Below are 21,126 nucleotides of genomic sequence, written 5' to 3'. Positions count from 1 at the left end.
TGGGGCCCCGCCGAGGCGGGGCGGCAGGTCAGACCTGCGCGCCGGAGAGACGCTCGACGGCGCGGAGCAGGGCCGAGTGGTCCAGGCCGCCGTCACCCTGCGCGCGCAGCGAGGCGACGAGCTGGGCGACCACGGCGCCGACCGGGAGGGCCGCGCCGACGTTGCGGGCGGCGTCGGTCACGATGCCCATGTCCTTGTGGTGCAGGTCGATCCGGAAGCCGGGCTTGAAGTCCCGGTTCAGGAAGTTGTCCTTCTTGCGGGTCAGCACGGTCGAGCCGGCCAGACCGCCGTTGAGGACGTCGAGGGCGGCCTGGAGGTTCACGCCGGACTTCTCCAGGAAGACCACGGCCTCGGCGCACGCCTGGATGTTCACGGCGACGATGAGCTGGTTGGCCGCCTTGACCGTCTGGCCGGAGCCGTGCGGGCCGCAGAGGACGATGACCTTGCCGAGGGCCTCCAGGATCGGGAGGGCCTCGTCGAAGTCGGCCTGCTCGCCGCCGACCATGATCGAGAGCACGGCCTCGATGGCGCCGGCCTCGCCGCCGGAGACGGGCGCGTCGATGACGCGGATGCCCTTCTCCTTGGCGTTCTTGGCCAGGTCGACCGAGGTCTGCGGGGTGATCGACGACATGTCGATGATCAGCGCGCCCTGCCTGGCGTTCTCCAGGATGCCCTCGGGGCCGTAGGAGATGGCCTCGACCTGCGGGGAGGCGGGCACCATCGTGATGACCACGTCGGCGTCCTTGACGGCCTCGGCGATCGAGCCGGCCGCGGTGCCGCCGGCGGCGGTCAGGCGCTCCAGCTTGTCCTGCTCCAGGGTGAAGCCGGTGACCGAGTAGCCGGCCTTGATCAGGTTCTCGGACATGGGGGAGCCCATGATGCCGAGGCCGATCCACGCGATCTTGGGAAGGTTGCTGCTCATGAGGGTGCCTCTCAAAACAAGGTCGTACGGGGAGGGGGCCTGCGTCAGCGGGCCGGGCGGGCCTCTGCGGCGAGCCATTCGAAGGACGCGGCGGCGTCGGCGGCCTTGTACTCCAGGCCCACCCAGCCGTCGTAACCGGCCTTCCTCAGCTCGTCGAGCAGCTGCTCCAGGGGGAGCTCGCCGGTGCCCGGGGCGCCGCGGCCCGGCATGTCCGCGATCTGGACGTGGCCGGTCTTCGCCGCGTACTCGGCGATGACGGCGCTGACGTCCTCGCCGTTCATGGCCAGGTGGTAGATGTCGAGGAGGAACTTGGCGTTGCCGAGCCCGGTGGCCTCGTTCACCTTGTCGACGACCTCGATCGCGGAGGGGGCGCTCACCAGCGGGTAGAGCGGCGACTCCGGCTTGTTCAGGGTCTCGATCAGGAGGATCGCGCCGACGCGGTCGGCGGCGCGGGCGGCCAGGACCAGGTTCTCCAGGGCGAGGGCGTCCTGGACCTCCGGGTCGACGCCCTCGACGCGGTTGCCGTAGAGCGCGTTGAGCGCCTTGCAGTCGACCGAGGCGGCGAAGTCCGCGGCGACGTCGATGTTGGCCTTGAAGCGGTCGGACTCCTCGCCCGGGACCGAGACCGCGCCGCGGTCCGGGCCGGGGAGCTGTCCGGCGTAGAAGTTCAGACCCACCAGCTGGGTGCCGGCGTCCTCAAGAGCCTTCTTGAGGGCGTCGAGCTCGCTCTGCTCGGGGGTGGCGGTGTCGATCCAGGGCCACCACAGCTCGACCGCGGTGAAGCCGGCCGCGGCGGCGGCCGCGGGGCGCTCCAGGAGCGGGAGTTCCGTGAAGAGGATCGACAGGTTCACATCGAAGCGCTGGTCCGTGTATCCCATGAGGGGTGGCGCTCCTTCCGTATTGCGGAAGTCATTTTCTGTCTGACGGAATGTTGCAAGTCCGTGGCGTCGCTTGTCAAGGGCCCCTCGCGACTCCGGGGCTCCCCAGGGCCCGGTCCGGGGCCGTAGCGTGGGGGCATGGTGCGTTTGAGAGTGGAGTTCACGACCGAGCCGTTCGACCTCGACGAGGCGCCGGCGCACGCGGTCGTGGCCCGTGAGGTCATCCAGTCGGCCGAACTGGACGCCGTCGATGTCGGCCCCTTCGGCAACACCGCGGAAGGCGGCGCCGACGCCGTCCTCACCGCCGTCGACGAGCTGCTGCGCAAGGCGCTCGCCGCCGGTGCCACCCGGGTCTCGCTCCAGGTCAATGTGATCGGTGAGGGCGGGGAGGACGCGAAGTGACCGAGCACCCCTTGGCGGCGGCGGTGAAGCCGCTGGTCGACGCGATGGGCGCGGAAGTGCTGGAGCCGGCGCAGGCGGCGGTCGACGACGTCGTGCTGTCCTGGGACGGCGAGGACGTCCTCGCCGTGCGGCTGCCCCAGCTGTCCGACTCCCTGGACCACATCCTCGCGGCCATGGAGCGGCGGCACGGGATGCCGCTGGCCGCGCTCGACCGCAAGGCCAAGCAGGAGGTCGTACGGCTCCTGGAGGCGCGGGGCGCCTTCTCTGTGCGGCACGGGGTGGAGACGGTGGCCGGCGCTCTCGGGGTCAGCCGCTTCACCGTCTACAACTACCTGAACAGGGAAAACGCCTCCAAGAACGCCTAGTTGATCAAGAATGGCCACAAGCCGTCGTCCGCATGTCGGGACGACGGCTTTTGTGTCACCGAGTTTTCAACAAAGTGTTGACGTCGTGTTGCCGAGGGCGTTAGCTATCCGCAGCCCGTCCGACGCACAGCGAAAAACAGCCACGGAGGCTTCCCGTGACTTCAGGTACGACACCGGGCCTCGCCCGGTTCAACACCTCGGCGGACAGCGAGGCTCTCGCCGCGCTCCACGAGGTGTGCACCAGTTCGGCGTGGGGGAGCAAGATCCTCGCCCAGCGCCCGTACACCACCGCCGAAGCCCTCTTCCTCGCCAGTGACGCCGCCATGGCCGAGCTGACCCCCGAGGACCTGGCCGAGGCGATGGCGGGCCACCCGCCGATCGGTCGCCCGAAGGAAGGGGACGCCACCTCCACCCGCGAGCAGAGCGGGATGGCCGGCTCCTCCGCCGAACTCAAGGCCGAGATGCTCGAACTGAACCTGGCCTACCAGGAGAAGTTCGGCCACGTGTTCCTCATCTGCGCCACCGGCAGGACCGGCGAGCAGATGCGCGACGCGGTCCGGGACCGCATCGGCAACACGCCCGAGCGGGAGCGCGAGATCGTCCGCACCGAACTGGGCAAGATCAACCGCATCCGGCTCACCCGACTCGCAGAGGAAGAGAGCGCCGCATGAGCACCGACACCACGGCCTCGGTGTCCACCCACATCCTGGACACCAGCATCGGACGCCCCGCGGAGGGCGTGGCGATCAGCCTCGCCGCCCGCGCCGGCTCCGACGCCGCCTGGGTCACGCTCGGCGGCTCCGCCACCGACGCCGACGGACGGTGCAAGGACCTGCCGGCCCTGCCGGTCGGCACCACCCACGTACGTCTCGACTTCGAGACCGAGGCGTACTTCCTGAGCAAGCAGAACCAGCAAGCCGAGGCGCAGCAGGACGCCCCCGCGAATCGGGACAGCGGTACGCCCGGTGCTTTCTTCCCGGAGGTGGCGATCACGTTCGCCGTCGTCCCGGGCCAGCACTACCACGTACCGCTGCTGCTCAACCCGTTCGGCTACTCCGTTTACCGAGGGAGCTAGCAGACATGCCCACGATTCTCGGCCAGAACCAGTACGGCAAAGCAGAGAACCGCGTCGTCAAGATCACGCGGGACGGCGCCACCCACCACATCAAGGACCTGAACGTCTCCGTCGCCCTCTCCGGCGACCTCAGCGACGTCCACCTCACCGGCTCCAACGCCCACTGCCTCCCCACCGACACGACGAAGAACACCGTCTTCGCGTTCGCCAAGGAGTACGGCATCGAGTCCGCCGAGCAGTTCGGCATCCACCTGGCCCGCCACTTCGTGACGAGCCAGGAGCCGATCAAGCGGGCCCGCATCCGGATCGAGGAGTACTCCTGGGAGCGCATCGCCTCCTCGGACGCCAACTCCAAGTTCATCGGCTCCGACGAGGTCAACCACTCCTTCGCCCGCAAGGGCCAGGAGACCCGGGTCACCCAGATCACCTACGACGGCGCGAAGTGGGAGGTCATCTCCGGCCTCAAGGACCTCGTCGTCATGAACTCCACCAACTCGGAGTTCTGGGGCTACATCAAGGACCAGTACACCACCCTCCAGGAGGCGTACGACCGCATCCTGGCCACCCAGGTGTCCGGCCGCTGGCGCTTCAACTGGACCGACGACGACCAGCGCATGCCCAACTGGGAGCGGTCCTACGAGCAGACCCGGCGCCACATGCTGGAGGCCTTCGCGGAGACCTACTCGTACTCCCTCCAGCAGACGCTGTACCAGATGGCCACGCGGATCATCAACCACCGCACGGAGATCGACGAGGTGCGGTTCTCGCTCCCGAACAAGCACCACTTCCTGGTCGACCTCGAGCCCTTCGGGCTGAAGAACGACAACGAGGTCTACTACGCCGCGGACCGCATGTACGGCCTCATCGAGGCCACGGTCCTGCGTGACGGCGCCGAGGCGCTGATCCCGGTCGACATGACCAATCTCTGAGCGGCACGAAATCTCTGAGCGGCACTGAGTGACCCGGTCCCCGCCCGCCCGCAGTCGGGCGGGGACCCGGCACCAGACCGGAGGGAACCCAGCATGGCACTGCCCGCAAAGGGGCCGGCGACCGCCGAAGGCCCGTGTTCCACCCCGTCGTCCACCGAGGCCCCGTCCCAGGCCGCCTGCCATCCGGTGGACGAGAAACTCCCCGCCTCGCGGCTCGTCCCCGCGGCGCTCCAGCACATCGCCGCCATGTACGCCGGCGTCGTCACCCCTCCGCTCATCATCGGCCAGGCCGTCGGCCTGGACGCGGCCGGGATGACCCGGCTCATCGCGGCCAGCCTCCTGATCGCCGGCTGCGCCACGATCCTCCAGACGCTCGGCGTCCGGAACTTCGCCGGCAACCGGCTCCCGTTCGTCAACGCCGCCTCCTCCGCGGGCATCGCCCCCATGCTGGCCATCGCCGAGACGAGCGCCCCCGGCCACCAACTCCCCGCCATCTACGGCGCGGTCATGGTCGCCGGCGTCTTCTGCCTCGCCGTCGGCCCCTTCTTCGGCCGGCTCCTGCGCTTCTTCCCGCCGCTCGTCACCGGCGTCGTCATCACCCTGATCGGCGTCACCCTGATGCCCGTGCCCGTCAGCTGGGCCCAGGGCGGCGACAAGACCGCGGCCGACTTCGGCGCCATGAAGTACCTCGCGCTCGCCGGCTTCACCCTGGTCGTCGTCCTGCTCTTCCAGCGCTTCGGCCGCGGCTTCGTCAAGCAGATCGCGCTGCTCCTCGGCCTGCTCATCGGCACCCTCGCCGCGATCCCCTTCGGGATGGCCGACTTCACCGCCCTGCGCGAGGCGCCCGTCGCCGCGCTCCCCGCCCCCTTCGCCTTCGGCGCCCCCGAGTTCCAGCCCGCCGCGATCCTCTCCCTGTGCATCGTGATGCTGGTCCTCATGACCGAGTCCAGCGCCGGCATGCTCGCCCTCGGCGAGATCTGCGAGCGCCCCAGCGACGGGAAGACCATCACCCGGGGCCTGCGCACCGACGGCATCGCCACCCTGCTCGGCCCCGTCTTCGGCGGCTTCCCGACCTCCGCCTTCGCGCAGAACGTCGGCGTCGTCTCGCTCACCCGGGTCCGCTCCCGCTACGTGGTCGCCGTCGCCGGCGGCGCCCTCCTGGTGCTCGGCGCCTTCCCGGTCCTCGGCGCGGTCGTCTCCATGGTCCCGATGCCCGTCCTCGGCGGCGCCGGCATCGTCCTCTTCGGCTCCATCGCGGTCAGCGGCATCCGGACCCTCTCCGAGGCCGGACTCGACGACAGCTCCAACATCATCCTGGTGGCCGTCGCGCTCGGCGCGGGCATCATCCCGCTCGCCGCGCCCACCTTCTACGCCGGATTCCCCGCCTGGGCGCAGACCGTGCTCGGTTCCGGCATCAGCGCGGGCGCGCTCGTCGCCGTCCTGCTGAACCTCTTCTTCCACCATCTCGGCACCCGGAGCCGTCAGACGGCCCCGGCACTCAAATCCTCCTAGGGTCCTGCCGTGCCCAACCCACCCATGAGGAATGAAGGAAGCACCGCCATGGCAGCACCTTCGGCAGCCCCCCAGCGCATCGTCATCGAGAACGCGGCGATCGCGACCGTCGACGCGCACGACACCGAGTACGCCTCCGGCCACCTCGTCGTCGCCGACAACAAGATCGAGTCCCTCGGCGCCGGCAAGGCCCCCGAGAACCTGGAGAACGTGGTCCGGCGGATCGACGCCACCGGTCACCTGATCACCCCGGGTCTGGTCAACACCCACCACCACTTCTACCAGTGGATCACCCGGGGCCTGGCCACCGACCACAACCTCTTCAACTGGCTGGTCGCGCTCTACCCGACGTGGGCGCGGATCGACGAGGCCATGGTCCGCGTCGCCGCCCAGGGCTCGCTCGCCATGATGGCCCGCGGCGGCGTCACCACCGCCATGGACCACCACTACGTCTTCCCGAAGGGCTCCGGCGACCTCTCCGGCGCCATCATCGGCGCCGCCTCCGACATGGGCGTGCGCTTCACGCTGGCCCGCGGCTCCATGGACCGCAGCGAGAAGGACGGCGGCCTGCCGCCGGACTTCGCCGTCGAGACCACCGAGGGCGCGCTCGCCGCGACCGAGGAGACGGTGAAGAAGCACCACGACGCCTCCTTCGACTCGATGACGCAGGTCGCCGTCGCGCCCTGTTCGCCCTTCTCCATCTCCACCGAGCTGCTCCGCGAGGGCGCCGCCCTCGGCCGCCGCCTCGGCGTGCGCATGCACACCCACGGCTCGGAGACCGTGGAGGAGGAGAAGTTCTGCCACGAGCTCTTCGGCATGGGCCCGACCGACTACTTCGAGTCGACCGGCTTCCTCGGCGAGGACGTGTGGATGGCGCACTGCGTCCACATGAACGACTCCGACATCGCCGCCTTCGCCCGCACCAAGACCGGTGTCGCGCACTGCCCGTCGTCGAACGCCCGCCTCGCCGCCGGCATCGCCCGCGTCCCCGACATGCTGAAGGCGGGCGTCCCGGTCGGCCTCGGCGTCGACGGCACCGCCTCCAACGAGTCCGGCGAGCTCCACACCGAGCTGCGCAACGCCCTGCTCATCAACCGCCTGGGCGCCCACCGCGAGTCCGCGCTCAACGCCCGCCAGGCCCTGCGCCTCGGCACCTACGGCGGCGCGCAGGTCCTCGGCCGCGCCGACAACATCGGCTCCCTGGAGGCCGGCAAGCTCGCCGACTTCGTCCTCTGGAAGATCGACGGCCTCGGCCACTCGTCCATCGCCGACCCGGTCACCGCCATCGTCTTCGGCGCGGCGGCCCCGGTCACCGCCTCCTTCGTCAACGGCAAGCAGATCGTCGAGAACAACCGACTGCTCTTCGCCGACGAGGAGCAGATCGCGCGTGACGCGCGCGCGGAGGCGCAGCGCCTGGCCCGCATCGCGGCCCAGGGCTGACCCTCCCCACGGAGTCCGGTCGAGGGGGACGGCCCTCGACCGGTCGCCGCGGACCCGAGCGGGGTCCGCGGCAGCCCGACCGGGAGGCGCCGTACGCAGAAGTCGTACGACGCCTCCCGGGACGGTGAGGCGTGCCCGCACCCCCATCGGACACCCCGCCCCCGCGCCGCACCCCTTCCTCCGGCGCACCGCACCACCCCGTCGTGAGCCGCACCTCCTGCACTTCGCACCGCATCGCACCACCTCCCTGATACCCGCGTCACCGCCGACGTGTACCCGACCGGAGGAACCGCCGTGGCCGACGAGCCCCAGGTTCGCAATGCACAAGACGCAGGCACCACCCCGGAAGGCCGGACCAAGCATCCGGTCGACGAGACCCTGCCCCCACTGAAGATGTTCACCAGCGGCCTCCAGCACGTGGCCGCGATGTACGCGGGCGTGGTGGCCCCGCCGCTCATCGTCGGAGCGGCCGTCGGCCTCTCCGGCACCGAGCTGACCTTCCTGACCGGCGCGAGCCTCTTCACCGCCGGCCTCGCGACCTTCCTCCAGACCCTCGGTGTCTGGAAGATCGGCGCCAAGCTCCCCTTCGTCAACGGCGTCACGTTCGCCGGCGTGGCCCCGATGCTGGCCATCGTCGACACGACGGAGGACAAGTCCGACGCGCTGCCGATCATCTTCGGCGCGATCATCGTCGCCGGTCTCCTCGGCTTCCTGGCCGCGCCGTGGTTCTCCAGACTGGTGCGGTTCTTCCCGCCGGTCGTCACCGGCACCGTCATCACCCTCATCGGCATCTCGCTGCTGCCGGTCGCCTTCGGCTGGGCCCAGGGGCCCAACCCGGCGGCGGACGACTACGGTTCGGGCAAGTTCCTCGGGCTGGCCGCGGTCACCCTCGCCATCGTCCTGCTGTTGCGCCGCTTCACCCGCGGCTTCCTCAAGCAGATCGCGGTCCTGGTGGGCCTGGTCCTCGGCACGCTGATCGCCATACCCTTCGGCGCCACCGACTTCTCCCCGGTGACCGAGGCGGACATCGTCGGCTTCCCGAACCCCTTCCACTTCGGCGCCCCGCAGTTCGCCCTCGCCGCGATCATCTCGATGTGCGTGGTCATGCTGGTCTCGATGACCGAGTCCACCGCCGACATGCTGGCGCTGGGCGAGATCGTCGAGCGGCCCGCCGACGAGAAGACCATCGCGGCCGGCCTGCGCGCCGACACCCTGGGCTCGGCGCTCAGCCCGCTCTTCAACGGCTTCATGTGCAGCGCCTTCGCGCAGAACGTCGGCCTGGTCGCGATGACCCGGATCCGCAGCCGCTTCGTCGTCGCCTGCGGCGGCGGTCTGCTGGTCCTGATGGGCCTGTCGCCGGTGATGGCCTCGCTGATCTCGGTCGTGCCCCGCCCGGTCCTCGGCGGCGCCGGTGTCGTCCTCTTCGGCTCGGTCGCGGCCAGCGGCATCCAGACCCTGGTCAAGGCCGGCCTGGAGAAGGACAACAACGTCCTCATCGTGGCCGTCTCGATCGCGGTCGGCATCATCCCGATCACGAAGCCGGACTTCTACCACGCCTTCCCGGAGACCGCCCAGATCATCCTGGACTCCGGCATCTCCACCGGCTGTGTCGCCGCCGTCCTGCTCAACGTGGTCTTCAACCACTTCGGCCGGCGCACGGACGACGACGAGGTGACCGCGCCGATGGAACCGGGCGACGAGATCTCGGAGACCCGCGGCGCCAAGGCGGCCCACGCCCACTAGGACCCGCCACCACCCCCGCCGTCCCCGTCCCGCCCGCCCCGGGCCCCGCGCACCGCGCGGGGCCCGGGGCGTCGTCGTCCCCTGTGGCGTTCCCGGCGTGGTTCCCCGAGTCGCCTCCCGTGTCCTCACCGCCACTCCAGCGCGATCCGCCGGGCGCACTCGCGGGCCAGCGCGGGGTAGACGGCGGCGATCGCCTCGTACAGCCTGCGCCGCAGCAGCCGCTCGGCCTCGCGGCGGCCGGTGTCGCCGTACAGCCCGTCGAGCAGCGTCTCGTACCGGCCCAGCGCCTGCCGGAGGTAGCCCACCTGCCAGCGCACGAGCGAGCCGCCGGGCGGCGGGGCGGTCCGTCCGCCCGGGCCGCGTGCGGTCAGCAGGTGCCGGTGGCGGGCGGCCCGCCGCTCCAGCTCGGCCGCGGGCAGCCGCGGCACCAGGATCGGCTCGGTCCGGATCGCCGCGAGCACGGCGGCCCGCCGTCCCTCGGCGAGCACCCCGACGGCGGCCGTCCTGCGCGTCTCCACCAGGGCCGAGGAGGCCGCCGCGAACTCCGGCGTGCGCTCCACCGCCTCCACCCGCGCCAGCAGGTACAGCCGCAGCGGCGCCGGCGTGAACCGCCGCGGATCGCGCCCCTGCACGTCCGGGAGCCCCAGCAGCTCCCGCACCATCGCGTCGGTCCAGCCGCGCCGCCGCACCCCGGCCGGCGACACGTACAACGAACGGTCCGTCATGATCCCCCCAAGAATCGACTACGGAGAGTAACGATCCCAGTGGAGCACGCCCCACTGACAACGCCCTCTTGCGAACCGCTCCCTCCGCATGCCATATAGGTCTGGACCTTTCCGACGGAGGATGGAGGCCGGTCGTGCGAAGCAGCCAACGCCCGCTCGCCGCAAGCCTGTTGACAGCCGCGATGCTCGCCGCCCTCGTCGCCTGCTCCGGCGCCGCGGCCCCGGAGGCGAAGGACACCACCCCGCCCACCGTCCCCACCGGCCTCACCGCGGCCTCCGGCAGCTCCACCACCGTCCACGTCATGTGGGAGGCCGCCACCGACGACCGCGGCGTCACCCGCTACCAGGTCCTCCAGGACGGCCGCCAGGTCAAGGAGGTCCCCGCCACCGCCGTCATGACCGACGTCACCGGCCTCGCCCCCGGAGCCCGCCACGCCTTCGCCGTCCGCGCCCTCGACGCCGCCGGCAACACCTCGCCCGCCACCCCCGCCGTCCCCGCGACCACCCTCCGCGCCACCACCGAGGACCGCGAACCCCCCACGGCCCCCCGCGCCCTGCGGGCCACCCCCGACGGCCCCACCACCGCCACCCTCACCTGGACCGCCGCCCGCGACGACACCCGTGTCACCGCCTACGACGTCTACCAGGCGGGCGTCCGCGTCCACACCGCCCCCGGCACCGCCACCACCGCCCGCCTCGCCGGCCTGCGCCCCGGCACCGCCTACTCCCTCACCCTCCGCGCCCGCGACGCCGCCGAGAACTCCTCGCCGGACAGCGCCCCCGCCGAACTCACCACCGCCCCCGCTCCCGGCGCGCCCCCCAACACCTCCCCGCTCGCCCTCCGGGCCACCTCCGCCCGCGGCGAGATCACCCTCACCTGGACCCCGCCCGAGACCGGAGCCCCCGTCACCCACCACGAACTCCACATCGACGGCCGCTTCGCCACCACCGTCGTCTGGGGCGCCGACCCGCCCTCCGGCCGCGCCTCCTACACCTTCCCGGCCCAGGCGGAACCCGGCACCACCCTCACCCTCACCCTCCGCGCCCGCCTCCCCGACGGCACCTGGGGCGACTTCTCCGCCCCGCACACGGTCGTCGTGCGCTGAACCCGCCCGGGGGTGTCCCTCAGGCCGTTCCCGGCGCCCCCGAACTACCCTGGAACCGTGGCCGAGACCGTTCTCACCAATACCGGGCTGGACCAGTTCCTCGCGCGCCTCGACGGCGGGGCCGAGGCGCGGGACCCCGCCTTCCGGCGGGCCGCCGAGGTGGTGCTGGGCCTGCTGGCGCTGCGCGGGGCCGACCGGGGGAGCGGGATGCCCGAGCCGGGCCCCGGGCTCGTGCGCCGCCTGCTCGTCGAGGACCTGCCGGCCTTCGTGTACGTGCCGCCGGGGGAGCTGCGGGCCTACCCGGCCGTGCTGGGGGCGCTCGCCGAGTGCTTCGACGGCGGGCTGCGCGAGCGGGTCGCGGCCGTCGTCGACGAGAGCGCCGGGGACTTCGAGCGGGCCATGGGCGACCCGGGCAACCTCACCTGGTACCGGTGGTACGCCTCGCTGCTGCGGGCCATGGGCACCGACCTCGACGACGCCGCCGACGTCCGGCGGCGGATCGGCGCCCTCGACGGCGCGCCGCTGCCCGACGGGGTGCTGCGGGCCGACCTCATGGGACGGACCGCGCTCGCCGACACCGTGCTCGCCGAGGCCCTCGCCCGCGCCTACGTGCGCGACGCCGAGGAGCCGCCCGCCACCGGACCGCTGCTCACCGACCACGCCGTCGCCGCCGGCGTCGGCCGGGTCGCCGCCGCGCTCCTCGACCGCTGGACCGCCGCCGGACTCGCCGAGCAGCTCACCGGCGCGTACGCCCGTTTCGCGCCCGGCCCCGACGACTTCCCCCACCTCGTCCTCGCCGACGCCCTCCTCGACGAGCACATGGACTACCACGGCGACCCCGGCATCGCCGTCCCCCCGCCCCGGGCCGTCGAGGCCGGGGACCCCGAGCGGGACGCCGACGCCCTGCTCGCCGCCGTCGAGGAACTGGCGGAGGAGGAGTACGAGCCGTACGGCGGCGAGGCCCCGCACCTGCTGTACGCGCTCTACCAGCGCGGCTGCGACGCCGACTCGATCGCCCGCCACGCCGCCGAGTACGAGGACTGGACCGTCGACCCCGCCCTGGAGGACGTGCCGGTCGCCGTGGCGGAGGGCGTCACCGGCGCCTACGTCACCCCGCCCGTGCCCGAACTCGTCCGGCTGCTCGGCTCCGCCGGTCTCACCGAGGACGACCGGGCCCGCCTGGAGGGCCCGGCCCGCGAACTCGCCGCCGTCGCCGACCGGCTCGCCGCCACCGGCCTGGTCCTGCGGGCCGGGGACGCCTTCGGGCTGACCCCGCGCGGCGCCGCCACCGTCCGCTACCTCCTCCGGGTGCGCGGGGTCGCCGCCCCCACCGCCGCCGAGGCGACGGCCTGGTCCGCCCGGGAGCTGGTGGACGCCGCCGCGCGGTGGCCGCAGGCCCCCGCCGCGCACGTCCTCGCCGACTGGCTGCACGCGCGCGGGGACTCCGCCGAAGCCTGGTCGGAGCTGCTGGCCGCGCTCGGCACCGTCCACGCCCACGCCTCCGAAGGGGCCGACGTGCGCGCCCTGTTCGGGCTCCTCGACACCGCCGCCGCCCCGCCCGGCGCCCTCCGCGGGGCGCTGCGCGACCCGGTGATCGGCGCCTACGCCCTGCACGCGCTCCGGGTCCGCGGCGAGGAGGCCGACGCGATCCAGGTGCCGGTGTCGGCCCGCGCCCTGCTCGTCCTCGACCGGCTGCCCGGCAAGAAGGGGCCGCTGGAGGACCGGCGGGCCGCCTTCGACGCCGCCGCCGCCGACTGGCCGGGCGGCTCGGCCGCCCTGGTCGCGGCGATGGCCGAGGCCGACCCGCACGGCGCGGACCGGGTCCTCGGCCCCCTCGGCATCAGCCTGCCGTGAGGTACATCCCGGACGGGCCCGCGCCCGCCGTGTTCCGGCAGGACCGGTGCCCCGACGGGACGTCCCGGATCAGCGCGAGGCACCGCCCGAGCGCCTGCTGGCCGTAGGCGTTGGGGTGCATCGACTCCTGCACGAGGCCCTGGGTGCTCTGGCTGTCGATCCACCGCGCCCACTCGCTCGTCGCGCCCGAGGGCGGCAGCGCGGCGGTCGCCTGCCGGCTCGCCTTCGCGCACACCTCGCGGCCCTGGAGCGCGTCCCTCAGGTCCAGGAACTGCGCGCCCTTCGCCACCGCGACCTGCCGCAGCCGGCCGGAGAGCTGGGGGACGAGGGAGTCCCGCGCCCAGTCGGCGTCCTTGTTCCAGAAGGGGCAGCCGCCGGTGTTCGTCCGGGACCAGCCGCTCTCGGAGTAGCGGTTCTCGGCCGCGCGGGGGATCGGCGACGGGTAGGACTGGAGCACGATCCGGTAGTCGGAGGCCGTGTAGCCCGCACCGGCCATCACGGCCCGGATCTCGTCGACGGCCTTGCCGACGGAGGCCATGGCGGCGTCGATCCGCGCGTCGACCTCGGCCTGCTGGTCGTCGTGGCAGTAGGAGTACCAGACGATGTAGTCGGTCGCGCAGGCGGTGATGACGTCGGCGAAGCCCAGGTCGTTGCCGCCGATCGACAGCGCGATCAGCTCCACGTCGTGGGAGGCGGCGACGGCGGCCAGCCGGTCGGCCTGCGGGGCCTCGCCCTTGTACGCCCGGCCGCCCTGCGCGGCGCGGAAGACGTTCTCGGTGGTCGCCCCGGAGCAGGCCAGGTTGATCAGGGAGTTCGCGATCGGGCCGGCGCTGCGCACCTCGGAGACGTCGGAGCGGTGGCAGCCGCCCGCGGTGGTTCCGTACACCCGGGAGGGGTCGTAGCCGGCGCCGGTCCAGGCGCGGTCGGTGCCGTCGCGGCTGCCGGAGTTCGTGAGGCCGTTGCCGAGCCAGCGGCCGGCCTCGCCGGAGATGTAGCTGTCGCCCATGGCGACGACGGCGGTGGGGCCGGTGCCGGGGGCGGCGGAGGCCGGCGGGGCGGCGACGGAGGCGAGCCCGGCGGCGGTACACAGTGCCAGGAGTGCGCGCAGCGCACGGTGGGGGGTCGAGGGCATGGCTGTGCTCCTGCGGTACGCAGTGACGTGTGGGGGACAGCCGCCGGCCGGTGGCATGGCGGAATCTCGCACGGCGTGACTTATTACCGCTAGGTAGCTGCGTATCTCGGTTCCGTCACGTCCCCTGTGACGCGACAGGCCCCGCCCCCCGGAGCTGTGCGTTCACCGGGGACGGGGCCTGGACGGGCGGGGCGGGCGGCGTCAGCCGACCAGCTGCTCGTACGCGGGGAGGGTGAGGAAGTCCGCGTAGTCGGCGTCGAGCGAGACGTGCAGGAGGAGGTCGTGGGCCTGCTGCCACTTGCCGGCCGCGAAGGCCTCCTCGCCGATCTCGGCGCGGATGGCGGCGAGCTCCTGGGCGGCGACCTCGCGGGCCAGCTCGGGGGTGGCCTTCACGGTCTCCCCGGCGTGCTCGAACTCCACACCCGCGTTGATCCACTGCCAGATCTGCGAGCGGGAGATCTCGGCGGTGGCCGCGTCCTCCATCAGGTTGAAGATGGCGACGGCGCCGAGGCCGCGCAGCCACGCCTCGATGTAGCGGGTGCCGACCTGCACCGCGCTGACCAGGCCCGCGTAGGTGGGCTTGGCGTCGAGCGAGTCGATGGCGATGAGGTCGCCGGGCGCCACGGAGACGTCCTCGCGCAGCCGGTCCTTCTGGTTCGGCTTGTCGCCGAGGACGGCGTCGAAGGAGGCCATGGCGATCGGGACGAGGTCGGGGTGGGCGACCCAGGAGCCGTCGAAGCCGTCGCCGGCCTCGCGGTCCTTGTCGGCCTTGACCTTCTCGAACGCGACCTTGTTGACCTCGGCGTCCTTGCGGGACGGGATGAAGGCCGCCATGCCGCCGATCGCGTGCGCGCCGCGCTTGTGGCAGGTGCGGACGAGGAGTTCGGTGTAGGCGCGCATGAACGGGGCCGTCATCGTGACCGCGTTGCGGTCCGGGAGGACGAACTTCGCCCCGCCGTCGCGGAAGTTCTTGACGATGGAGAAGAGGTAGTCCCAGCGGCCCGCGTTGAGCCCGGCGGCGTGGTCGCGGAGCTCGTAGAGGATCTCCTCCATCTCGTACGCGGCCGTGATGGTCTCGATGAGGACCGTGGCGCGGACGGTGCCCTGCGGGATGCCGACGTAGTCCTGCGCGAAGACGAAGATGTCGTTCCAGAGGCGGGCCTCCAGGTGCGACTCGGTCTTCGGCAGGTAGAAGTACGGGCCCTTGCCGAGGTCGATCAGGCGCTGCGCGTTGTGGAAGAAGTACAGGCCGAAGTCGACGAGCGCGCCGGGCACCGGGCGTCCGTCGAAGGCGAGGTGGCGCTCCTCCAGGTGCCAGCCGCGGGGCCGCATGACGACCGTCGCCAGCTGGTCGGCGGGCTTGAGGGCGTACGACTTGCCCGAGCGCGGGTCCGTGAAGTCGATGTTCCGGGTGTAGGCGTCGATCAGGTTGACCTGACCGAGGACCACGTTCTCCCAGGTGGGGGCCGAGGCGTCCTCGAAGTCCGCCAGCCAGACCCTGGCGCCCGAGTTGAGCGCGTTGATCGTCATCTTCCGGTCGGTCGGACCGGTGATCTCGACGCGGCGGTCGTTCAGGGCCGCCGGGGCCGGCGCGACCTTCCAGGAGTCGTCGGCGCGGACGGCCGCGGTCTCCGGCAGGAAGTCGAGGGTGGAGGTGCGGGCGATCTCGGCGCGGCGCTCGGCGCGGCGGGCGAGCAGCTCGTCACGGCGCGGGGTGAACCGGCGGTGGAGCTCGGCGACGAAGGCGAGGGCCGCCTCCGTCAGCACCTCCTCCTGGCGCGGCAGGGGCTCGGCGTCGACGACGACCAGGGGGGACGGCGCTGGTGCGGACATGAACTGTCACTTCCTTCAGCGGACTACGCGTGCGGTACCAGGCGGCCGCCGGGCGTCACGGACGGCACGGAGTGCCGCGGGTGCCGAGATACGGCCGCGAGCGCCATCGCAGGGGCTCAGGCGCTTCTATGCAGTGGATATTAGTTTCCTCATGGTGGAAGTTCAATCGTTTGTTGATGTCGAGATTCTTCGGGTCGACAGAACGTGGCTCCCGGTGCCAGCCCCTTCACTCCAGGTGCCCGCAAGCACGCGGTCTCACCCCTCCAGGCGGAACAGGTCCGCCTCCGTGTCGATGTCGAAGGGCTCCGCCACGTCCCCGCACTCCACCAGCGCGATCGCGGCACGGTGCGCCGCCAGGTACTCCCGCGCCCCCCGGTCGCCCTCCGCGCCCGCCGCGACCCCCGCCCAGCGGTCCGCCCCGAACAGCACCGGATGCCCCCGCCGCCCCTCGTACGCGGCGGCCGCCAGCGCGTCCCGCGCGCCGTACGCCCCCCGCACCCGCGCCACCGCCGCCGCCCCGATCCCCGGCTGGTCCACCAGCGACACCAGCGCCGCGTCCACCCCGCGCGGATCCGCCGCCAGCGAGGCGAGCCCCACCCGCAGCGAGGAGCCCATCCCGCCCTCCCACTCCGGGTTCTCCACCACCACGCAGCCCGGCAGCTCCGCCCGCTCCCGTACGCGCTCCGCCGACGCGCCCAGCACCACGTGCACCACCGCGCAGCCGCCCTCGCGCAGCACCCGCACCGCGTGCTCGACCAGCGGCCGGCCCCGGTACGGCAGCAGCGCCTTCGGGCGTCCGCCGAGCCGGCGGCCGCCGCCGGCGGCGAGCAGCAGCCCGGCGACCAGCGGAGGGGAGGAAGGGGAGGGAGAGGCTGTCTTCGTCATGGGGACTGCATACCGCACGACGCGGAATGACACGGTCGCATGAATGCGCGGCACGGACTCTTCCCCGCCGGGCGGCCGGGGAGTTAACTGACCCCCACTCAGGGCGCCCGACCACCGCCCGGGGCAAGGGGAGCGGACGTCTCGGAGCGGGGGACCGTGTTGCGGAGCGTGGGGCAGAGGCGAGTGACCGGCGAGGCAGTGGACCCGAGGGTGGCCGGACTGCGGTCCGCCGTGTCCCGGCTCCGGAGGGAACTGGCCGGACACCGGGTGGACCTCGCCGACCGCGAGATCGCCGAGGACGAACTCGCCGCGCTCGACGCGATGGCGGTGAGCGGCGCGCCCGAGGTGTGGCGGCTGCGCCGCAGCCTGCTCCTCGTCGCCGGCTCGCTCGGCTCCGTGAGCGCCCTGTCCGAGGCCCTGACGGGCGTCCGCCACGCCGTGGAGCTCTTCGGCCCCGCCGTCCCCCCGCAGCCGCCCGCGCCCTGAGACCCGGCGCCGCGCGGCTCAGCGCCGGATCAGGCGCCGCTCGCGGGCCGCCGCCACCGCCGCCGTCCGCGAGTCCACGCCCAGCTTGGCGAAGACGTGCACCAGATGGGACTTCACGGTCGCCTGGCTGAGGAAGAGGACCTTGCTGATCTGCTGGTTCGACAGGCCCTCTCCGACCAGCTGGAGCACCTCCAGCTCCCGCTTGGTCAGCGCCTCCGCCGGGGTCCGCATCCGGTCCATCAGCCGGTGCGCCACCGCCGGGGCCAGCGCCGACTGGCCGGCCGCCGCCGTCCGCACCGCCGCCGCCAGCTCCTCCGGCGGCGCGTCCTTCAGCAGATAGCCCGAGGCGCCGGCCTCCACCGCCGCCAGGATGTCCGCGTCCGTGTCGTACGTCGTCAGCACCAGCACCCGGGGCCCGCCCGGTACGGCCGTGATCGCCGCCGTCGCCTCCGAACCGTGCATCCCCGCGCCGAACTGGAGGTCCATCAGGACCACGTCGACGCCCCCGGCCGCCGCCAGCTCCACCGCGCGCTCGGCCGTCGCCGCCTCGCCGACCACGGTGAAGCCGGGCTCGGTGTCGAGCACCGCGCGCAGCCCGGCCCGTACCACCGGATGGTCGTCGGCGAGCAGCAGTCTGATCAGCGGATCCGTCATGACCGACCTCCGTCGTTCTGGGGCAGCGGGAGCGGAAGCGTGACGGCCACCGCCGTGCCCTGCCCCGGCGCCGACTCCACCGTGAACGTGCCGCCCAGCGACTCCGCCCGCGACCGCATCGCCGGCAGCCCGAAGCCGCCGCCGTCGCCGGACGGGCCCGTCCCCTCCGGGTCGAAGCCCCTGCCGTCGTCCACCACGTCCAGCGCCACCGAGTCCTCCATGAACGACAACGTGATCTCCGCCCGCGCCGCCCCCGCGTGCCGCACCGTGTTCCCCAGCGCCGACTGCGCGATCCGCAGCAGCGCCACCTCGTACGGCGTCGGCAGCTCCACCGGCGTCCCGCTCACCGAGAACCGTGCCCGCGGCCCCGCGCCCGGCTCGCACAGCCGCTCCAGGGCGGCCGCCAGCGAACCGTGCTCCAGGTCGGGCGGCGTCAGGGCGCGCACGAAGCGGCGCGCCTCCGCCAGGTTGTCCTGCGCGGCCTGCCGGGCCCGGTCGATGTGCCCGGCCGCCGGGGATCCCTCCGGCAGCGCCCGCTCGGCCGCCCGCAGCAGCAGCTGGATCGACGACAGACCCTGCGCGAGCGTGTCGTGGATCTCCCGGGCCAGCCGCTCCCGCTCCGCCAGCGTCCCCGCGTGCCGCTCCGCCGCCGCCAGCTCGGCCCGGGTCGTGATCAGCTCCTCGATCAGCCGCCGCCGCCGCTCGCTCTCCCGGTACAGCGCCTGGTAGCCGAGGACGGTCGCCACGGCCACGGCCGCGCCGAGCAGCGGCCCGATGAAGACCCCCGGGTTCAGGGCGGCGCCGTGGCCGACGTACGACAGGATCGCCGCGCCCGCCGTCAGCGCGACCGCCGGCAGCGACCAGCGGACCGGCAGCAGGTGCAGCTGGAGGAAGTACAGCGGGAACGCCAGCCACAGCGCCTCCGGCGTCGCCCACAGCAGGGCCAGCCAGCACAGCGCGAGCACCGTGAGCCACCCGGCGGCGGCCCGCTGCGAGCGCCGCACGGACGGCAGCCAGGTCCCGGCGGCGTAGACGGCGCCGGTGACGGCCGCGAGGACCGTGCCCGCCGTGGAGTGGGCGCGCACCGCCGCCAGCACGAGGAGCCCCGCCATCAGCAGGTGGAGGCAGAGGCGCAGGGCGCGGAGGGCGGGGGTGAGGGTGAGCCGGGCGGGAGGGTGGGAGAAGGGGGGTTCCATGGCCCCACCAGCGTAGACAGGAGCCGACAATCCGGACTCAACCGAAAGTTTGATTACGGAGCCATCCGTGGCGCGATGCCCGGGAGGGGTGGCCGCCAGCAGGCTTGGCCCCATGTTCGTGGCATGGAGAGACCTGAGATTCGCCAAGGGGCGGTTCGCCCTCATGGGCACGGTGATCGTGCTCATCACCCTGCTCGTGGGGCTCCTTTCCGGGCTGACGGCCGGACTCGCGCGGGAGAACGTCTCCGCGATCACCGGCCTGCCCGCCGACCGCGTCGCCTTCGCCGCCCCGCCGGCCGGGCAGTCGGTCTCGTTCACCAACTCGACGGTGACCGAGAAGCAGTGGAGCACCTGGGCGGAGCGGCCCGGGGTGACCGGGGCGGCGCCGCTCGGCATCCGCACCCTCAACGCGGTCGCGGGCGACCGGACCGCCGCCGTCTCCGCCTTCGGCACGGAGCCCGGCGACGGCCTCGCGCCCGCCGCCGTCGCCCCCGGCGGGGCCGTGCTGTCCGAGTCCGCCGCCGAGGAACTCGACGCGCGCGCCGGCGACACCGTCCGGCTCGGACCGCTGGAGGTACGGGTCTCGGCGGTCGCCGGGGACGCCTCGTACAGCCACACGCCCGTCGTGTGGACCTCCCTCGACGACTGGCAGCGGCTCGGCCACAGCGGCACCACGACGGAGGAGCAGGCGACGGTACTCGCGCTGCGCGGCGACGGCGTCGACTGGGCGGCGGGCGACGCGGCCGCCGGCACCGAGGCGCGGACCGTCGAAGGCGCCCTCACCGCCATAGGGTCCTACCAGGCCGAGAACGGCTCCCTCCAGCTCATGCGCGGCTTCCTCTTCGTGATCTCCGCGCTCGTCATAGGGGCGTTCTTCACCGTCTGGACCATCCAGCGCAGCGGCGACGTCGCCGTCCTCAAGGCGCTCGGCGCCTCCACCCCCTACCTGCTGCGCGACGCGCTCGGACAGGCCGTGCTGATGCTGGTCGGCGGGACACTGCTCGGCACCGGGCTCGCGCTCGGCATCGGCGCGCTCGTCAGCGGCGGCGACGTGCCCTTCGTGCTCTCCCCGCTGACCGTGCTCGGCCCGGCCGGCGTGATCATCGTGCTCGGCGCCGTCGGCTCCGCGCTCTCCATCCGGCGGATCACCGCCGTCGACCCCCTCACCGCGCTCGGGAGCGTCCGATGAGCCTGGCACTCGATGCCGTGACCCTGACCTACCCGGACGGCGACGGGCGGCTCACCGCGCTCGACGCGGTCTCCCTCACCGTCCCGGCCGGCCGCATGACGGCCGTCGTCGGGCCCTCCGGCTCCGGCAAGTCCAGCCTGCTCGCCGTCGCCGCGACCCTCGTCACCCCCGACCGGGGGCGGGTCGTCGTCGCCGGGACGGACACGGCCGGGCTCGACGCCGCCGGCCGGGCCGCGCTGCGGCGGTCGTCGATCGGGATCGTCTTCCAGCAGCCCAACCTGCTGCCCTCGCTGACGGCGGTCGAACAGCTCCAGGTGATGGCCCACCTGTCCGGGCGTCCACCGGCGTCGGTACGGGACCGGGCCATGGAACTCCTCGACGCGGTGGGCCTCGCCGACCGGGCCGGGCGCCGGCCGCACCAGCTGTCCGGCGGTCAGCGGCAGCGCGTCAACATCGCGCGGGCGCTGATGAACGAGCCGGCCGTGCTGCTGGTCGACGAGCCGACGAGCGCGCTCGACCACGAGCGGGGGGAGGCGGTCGTCGCGCTCCTCGCGGAGCTCACCCGCGCGCGCGGCACGGCGACGGTGCTCGTCACCCACGACCGTGCGCACCTCGCCTCCGCCGACGAGACGGCCACGGTCCAGGACGGCCACCTGACCCTCCCGACCCCCGTCTGACCCCCCACCGGGCGCCCCCGCCCGCGCCGGGCCCCGGCCCCCACGGGGCCGCGCCCGCCACCCTGCCCCGGCCCGGGTCCCCGATGCGGGCCGCACCCCGCGGCCCTGCGTGCGCCCCGGCCC

At 73.2% G+C, this 21,126-nt stretch carries 21 protein-coding genes; 13 read left to right on the top strand and 8 right to left on the bottom strand.

Going from position 1 to position 21,126, the window contains the following annotated elements; all coding sequences use genetic code 11:
* Positions 1 to 28 precede the first annotated feature (28 nt).
* Positions 29 to 922 (bottom strand): 2-hydroxy-3-oxopropionate reductase, encoded by an 894-nt coding sequence (locus IE321_RS30605; protein WP_043231574.1) that lies wholly within the window; start codon positions 920 to 922, stop codon positions 29 to 31.
* A gap of 44 nt (positions 923 to 966) precedes the next feature.
* Positions 967 to 1,800: a TIM barrel protein gene (locus tag IE321_RS30600; protein ID WP_190225270.1), complete on the bottom strand. Its 834-nt coding sequence runs from the start codon at positions 1,798 to 1,800 to the stop codon at positions 967 to 969.
* A 141-nt stretch (positions 1,801 to 1,941) separates the two neighbouring features.
* On the opposite strand from IE321_RS30600, the gene IE321_RS30595 reads away from it, so the two are divergent.
* The 8 genes from IE321_RS30595 to IE321_RS30560 all read left to right on the top strand — a co-directional run bounded on the left by IE321_RS30595 (position 1,942) and on the right by IE321_RS30560 (position 9,266).
* Entirely contained in the window at positions 1,942 to 2,202 is a 261-nt protein-coding gene (locus IE321_RS30595) for a YkoF family thiamine-binding protein (protein WP_043231600.1), read from the top strand.
* Between the two features lie 44 nt (positions 2,203 to 2,246).
* Positions 2,247 to 2,567 carry a helix-turn-helix domain-containing protein gene (locus tag IE321_RS30590; protein WP_107063403.1) on the top strand — a complete coding sequence of 107 codons (321 nt, stop codon included), beginning with the start codon at positions 2,247 to 2,249 and terminating at the stop codon, positions 2,565 to 2,567.
* Positions 2,568 to 2,722: 155 nt separating this feature from the next.
* Positions 2,723 to 3,238 carry a 2-oxo-4-hydroxy-4-carboxy-5-ureidoimidazoline decarboxylase gene (gene uraD / locus IE321_RS30585; RefSeq protein WP_190225269.1) on the top strand — a complete coding sequence of 172 codons (516 nt, stop codon included), beginning with the start codon at positions 2,723 to 2,725 and terminating at the stop codon, positions 3,236 to 3,238.
* Positions 3,235 to 3,642, top strand: coding sequence for a hydroxyisourate hydrolase (gene uraH / locus IE321_RS30580; RefSeq protein ID WP_190225268.1), 408 nt, complete (start codon positions 3,235 to 3,237; stop codon positions 3,640 to 3,642). The genes uraD and uraH overlap by 4 nt, the downstream gene beginning before the upstream one ends.
* A 5-nt stretch (positions 3,643 to 3,647) precedes the next feature.
* Positions 3,648 to 4,571: a factor-independent urate hydroxylase gene (gene pucL, locus IE321_RS30575; RefSeq protein ID WP_043231584.1), complete on the top strand. Its 924-nt coding sequence runs from the start codon at positions 3,648 to 3,650 to the stop codon at positions 4,569 to 4,571.
* A 93-nt stretch (positions 4,572 to 4,664) separates the two neighbouring features.
* Positions 4,665 to 6,083 (top strand): nucleobase:cation symporter-2 family protein, encoded by a 1,419-nt coding sequence (locus tag IE321_RS30570; RefSeq protein ID WP_190225267.1) that lies wholly within the window; start codon positions 4,665 to 4,667, stop codon positions 6,081 to 6,083.
* 48 nt (positions 6,084 to 6,131) lie between these two features.
* Positions 6,132 to 7,523 (top strand): 8-oxoguanine deaminase, encoded by a 1,392-nt coding sequence (locus IE321_RS30565; protein ID WP_043231588.1) that lies wholly within the window; start codon positions 6,132 to 6,134, stop codon positions 7,521 to 7,523.
* Between the two features lie 393 nt (positions 7,524 to 7,916).
* The gene (locus IE321_RS30560; RefSeq protein ID WP_107063404.1) at positions 7,917 to 9,266 is read left to right on the top strand and encodes a nucleobase:cation symporter-2 family protein; all 1,350 of its coding nucleotides are present in this window, start codon (positions 7,917 to 7,919) and stop codon (positions 9,264 to 9,266) included.
* Positions 9,267 to 9,391: 125 nt separating this feature from the next.
* Here IE321_RS30560 and IE321_RS30555 read toward each other — a convergent pair whose 3' ends face one another.
* Positions 9,392 to 9,991: a hypothetical protein gene (locus IE321_RS30555; protein WP_190225266.1), complete on the bottom strand. Its 600-nt coding sequence runs from the start codon at positions 9,989 to 9,991 to the stop codon at positions 9,392 to 9,394.
* 134 nt (positions 9,992 to 10,125) lie between these two features.
* Between IE321_RS30555 and IE321_RS30550 the strand changes: the two genes are divergently transcribed.
* Positions 10,126 to 11,097 (top strand): fibronectin type III domain-containing protein, encoded by a 972-nt coding sequence (locus IE321_RS30550; protein ID WP_226651456.1) that lies wholly within the window; start codon positions 10,126 to 10,128, stop codon positions 11,095 to 11,097.
* Positions 11,098 to 11,154: 57 nt separating this feature from the next.
* The gene (locus IE321_RS30545; protein ID WP_190225265.1) at positions 11,155 to 12,951 is read left to right on the top strand and encodes a hypothetical protein; all 1,797 of its coding nucleotides are present in this window, start codon (positions 11,155 to 11,157) and stop codon (positions 12,949 to 12,951) included.
* On the opposite strand, the gene IE321_RS30540 is transcribed toward IE321_RS30545, so the two are convergent.
* The 3 genes from IE321_RS30540 to IE321_RS30530 all read right to left on the bottom strand — a co-directional run bounded on the left by IE321_RS30540 (position 12,938) and on the right by IE321_RS30530 (position 16,801).
* The gene (locus tag IE321_RS30540) at positions 12,938 to 14,083 is read right to left on the bottom strand and encodes a GDSL-type esterase/lipase family protein (protein WP_190225264.1); all 1,146 of its coding nucleotides are present in this window, start codon (positions 14,081 to 14,083) and stop codon (positions 12,938 to 12,940) included. The two genes, IE321_RS30545 and IE321_RS30540, sit on opposite strands and share 14 nt — an antisense overlap.
* Positions 14,084 to 14,284: 201 nt before the next feature.
* The gene (aceB, locus tag IE321_RS30535; RefSeq protein ID WP_190225263.1) at positions 14,285 to 15,916 is read right to left on the bottom strand and encodes a malate synthase A; all 1,632 of its coding nucleotides are present in this window, start codon (positions 15,914 to 15,916) and stop codon (positions 14,285 to 14,287) included.
* Between the two features lie 255 nt (positions 15,917 to 16,171).
* Positions 16,172 to 16,801: a nucleotidyltransferase family protein gene (locus tag IE321_RS30530; RefSeq protein ID WP_190225262.1), complete on the bottom strand. Its 630-nt coding sequence runs from the start codon at positions 16,799 to 16,801 to the stop codon at positions 16,172 to 16,174.
* A gap of 156 nt (positions 16,802 to 16,957) precedes the next feature.
* Between IE321_RS30530 and IE321_RS30525 the strand changes: the two genes are divergently transcribed.
* Positions 16,958 to 17,287, top strand: a complete 330-nt coding sequence (locus IE321_RS30525) for a DUF5955 family protein (protein ID WP_190225261.1) — start codon at positions 16,958 to 16,960, stop codon at positions 17,285 to 17,287.
* A gap of 18 nt (positions 17,288 to 17,305) precedes the next feature.
* On the opposite strand, the gene IE321_RS30520 is transcribed toward IE321_RS30525, so the two are convergent.
* On the bottom strand, positions 17,306 to 17,941 hold the full coding sequence (locus tag IE321_RS30520) for a response regulator (RefSeq protein WP_043232328.1): 636 nt from the start codon (positions 17,939 to 17,941) through the stop codon (positions 17,306 to 17,308).
* The gene (locus IE321_RS30515; protein ID WP_190225260.1) at positions 17,938 to 19,137 is read right to left on the bottom strand and encodes a sensor histidine kinase; all 1,200 of its coding nucleotides are present in this window, start codon (positions 19,135 to 19,137) and stop codon (positions 17,938 to 17,940) included. Before IE321_RS30515 ends, IE321_RS30520 begins: the two co-directional genes overlap by 4 nt.
* Positions 19,138 to 19,249: 112 nt before the next feature.
* Between IE321_RS30515 and IE321_RS30510 the strand changes: the two genes are divergently transcribed.
* Positions 19,250 to 20,326: an ABC transporter permease gene (locus tag IE321_RS30510; RefSeq protein WP_190225259.1), complete on the top strand. Its 1,077-nt coding sequence runs from the start codon at positions 19,250 to 19,252 to the stop codon at positions 20,324 to 20,326.
* Positions 20,323 to 21,003, top strand: a complete 681-nt coding sequence (locus tag IE321_RS30505; protein WP_043232335.1) for an ABC transporter ATP-binding protein — start codon at positions 20,323 to 20,325, stop codon at positions 21,001 to 21,003. Before IE321_RS30510 ends, IE321_RS30505 begins: the two co-directional genes overlap by 4 nt.
* Positions 21,004 to 21,126 lie beyond the last annotated feature (123 nt).

This window comes from Streptomyces hydrogenans (assembly GCF_014656075.1).
In the GTDB taxonomy this organism is placed as follows: Bacteria; Actinomycetota; Actinomycetes; order Streptomycetales; family Streptomycetaceae; genus Streptomyces; species Streptomyces hydrogenans.
Note: the sequence above shows the minus strand (reverse complement) of the source record. Positions and strands in the feature narration are given on the sequence as shown.

Coding starts and splice junctions, on each gene's coding strand:
- IE321_RS30605 (WP_043231574.1), bottom strand. CDS start 922: ATGAGCAGCAACCTTCCCAAGATCGCGTGGATCGGCCTCGGCATCATG.
- IE321_RS30600 (WP_190225270.1), bottom strand. CDS start 1,800: ATGGGATACACGGACCAGCGCTTCGATGTGAACCTGTCGATCCTCTTC.
- IE321_RS30590 (WP_107063403.1), top strand. CDS start 2,247: ATGGGCGCGGAAGTGCTGGAGCCGGCGCAGGCGGCGGTCGACGACGTC.
- uraH (WP_190225268.1), top strand. CDS start 3,235: ATGAGCACCGACACCACGGCCTCGGTGTCCACCCACATCCTGGACACC.
- pucL (WP_043231584.1), top strand. CDS start 3,648: ATGCCCACGATTCTCGGCCAGAACCAGTACGGCAAAGCAGAGAACCGC.
- IE321_RS30570 (WP_190225267.1), top strand. CDS start 4,665: ATGGCACTGCCCGCAAAGGGGCCGGCGACCGCCGAAGGCCCGTGTTCC.
- IE321_RS30565 (WP_043231588.1), top strand. CDS start 6,132: ATGGCAGCACCTTCGGCAGCCCCCCAGCGCATCGTCATCGAGAACGCG.
- IE321_RS30560 (WP_107063404.1), top strand. CDS start 7,917: ATGTTCACCAGCGGCCTCCAGCACGTGGCCGCGATGTACGCGGGCGTG.
- IE321_RS30555 (WP_190225266.1), bottom strand. CDS start 9,991: ATGACGGACCGTTCGTTGTACGTGTCGCCGGCCGGGGTGCGGCGGCGC.
- IE321_RS30540 (WP_190225264.1), bottom strand. CDS start 14,083: ATGCCCTCGACCCCCCACCGTGCGCTGCGCGCACTCCTGGCACTGTGT.
- aceB (WP_190225263.1), bottom strand. CDS start 15,916: ATGTCCGCACCAGCGCCGTCCCCCCTGGTCGTCGTCGACGCCGAGCCC.
- IE321_RS30530 (WP_190225262.1), bottom strand. CDS start 16,801: ATGACGAAGACAGCCTCTCCCTCCCCTTCCTCCCCTCCGCTGGTCGCC.
- IE321_RS30520 (WP_043232328.1), bottom strand. CDS start 17,941: ATGACGGATCCGCTGATCAGACTGCTGCTCGCCGACGACCATCCGGTG.
- IE321_RS30515 (WP_190225260.1), bottom strand. CDS start 19,137: ATGGAACCCCCCTTCTCCCACCCTCCCGCCCGGCTCACCCTCACCCCC.
- IE321_RS30510 (WP_190225259.1), top strand. CDS start 19,250: ATGTTCGTGGCATGGAGAGACCTGAGATTCGCCAAGGGGCGGTTCGCC.
- IE321_RS30505 (WP_043232335.1), top strand. CDS start 20,323: ATGAGCCTGGCACTCGATGCCGTGACCCTGACCTACCCGGACGGCGAC.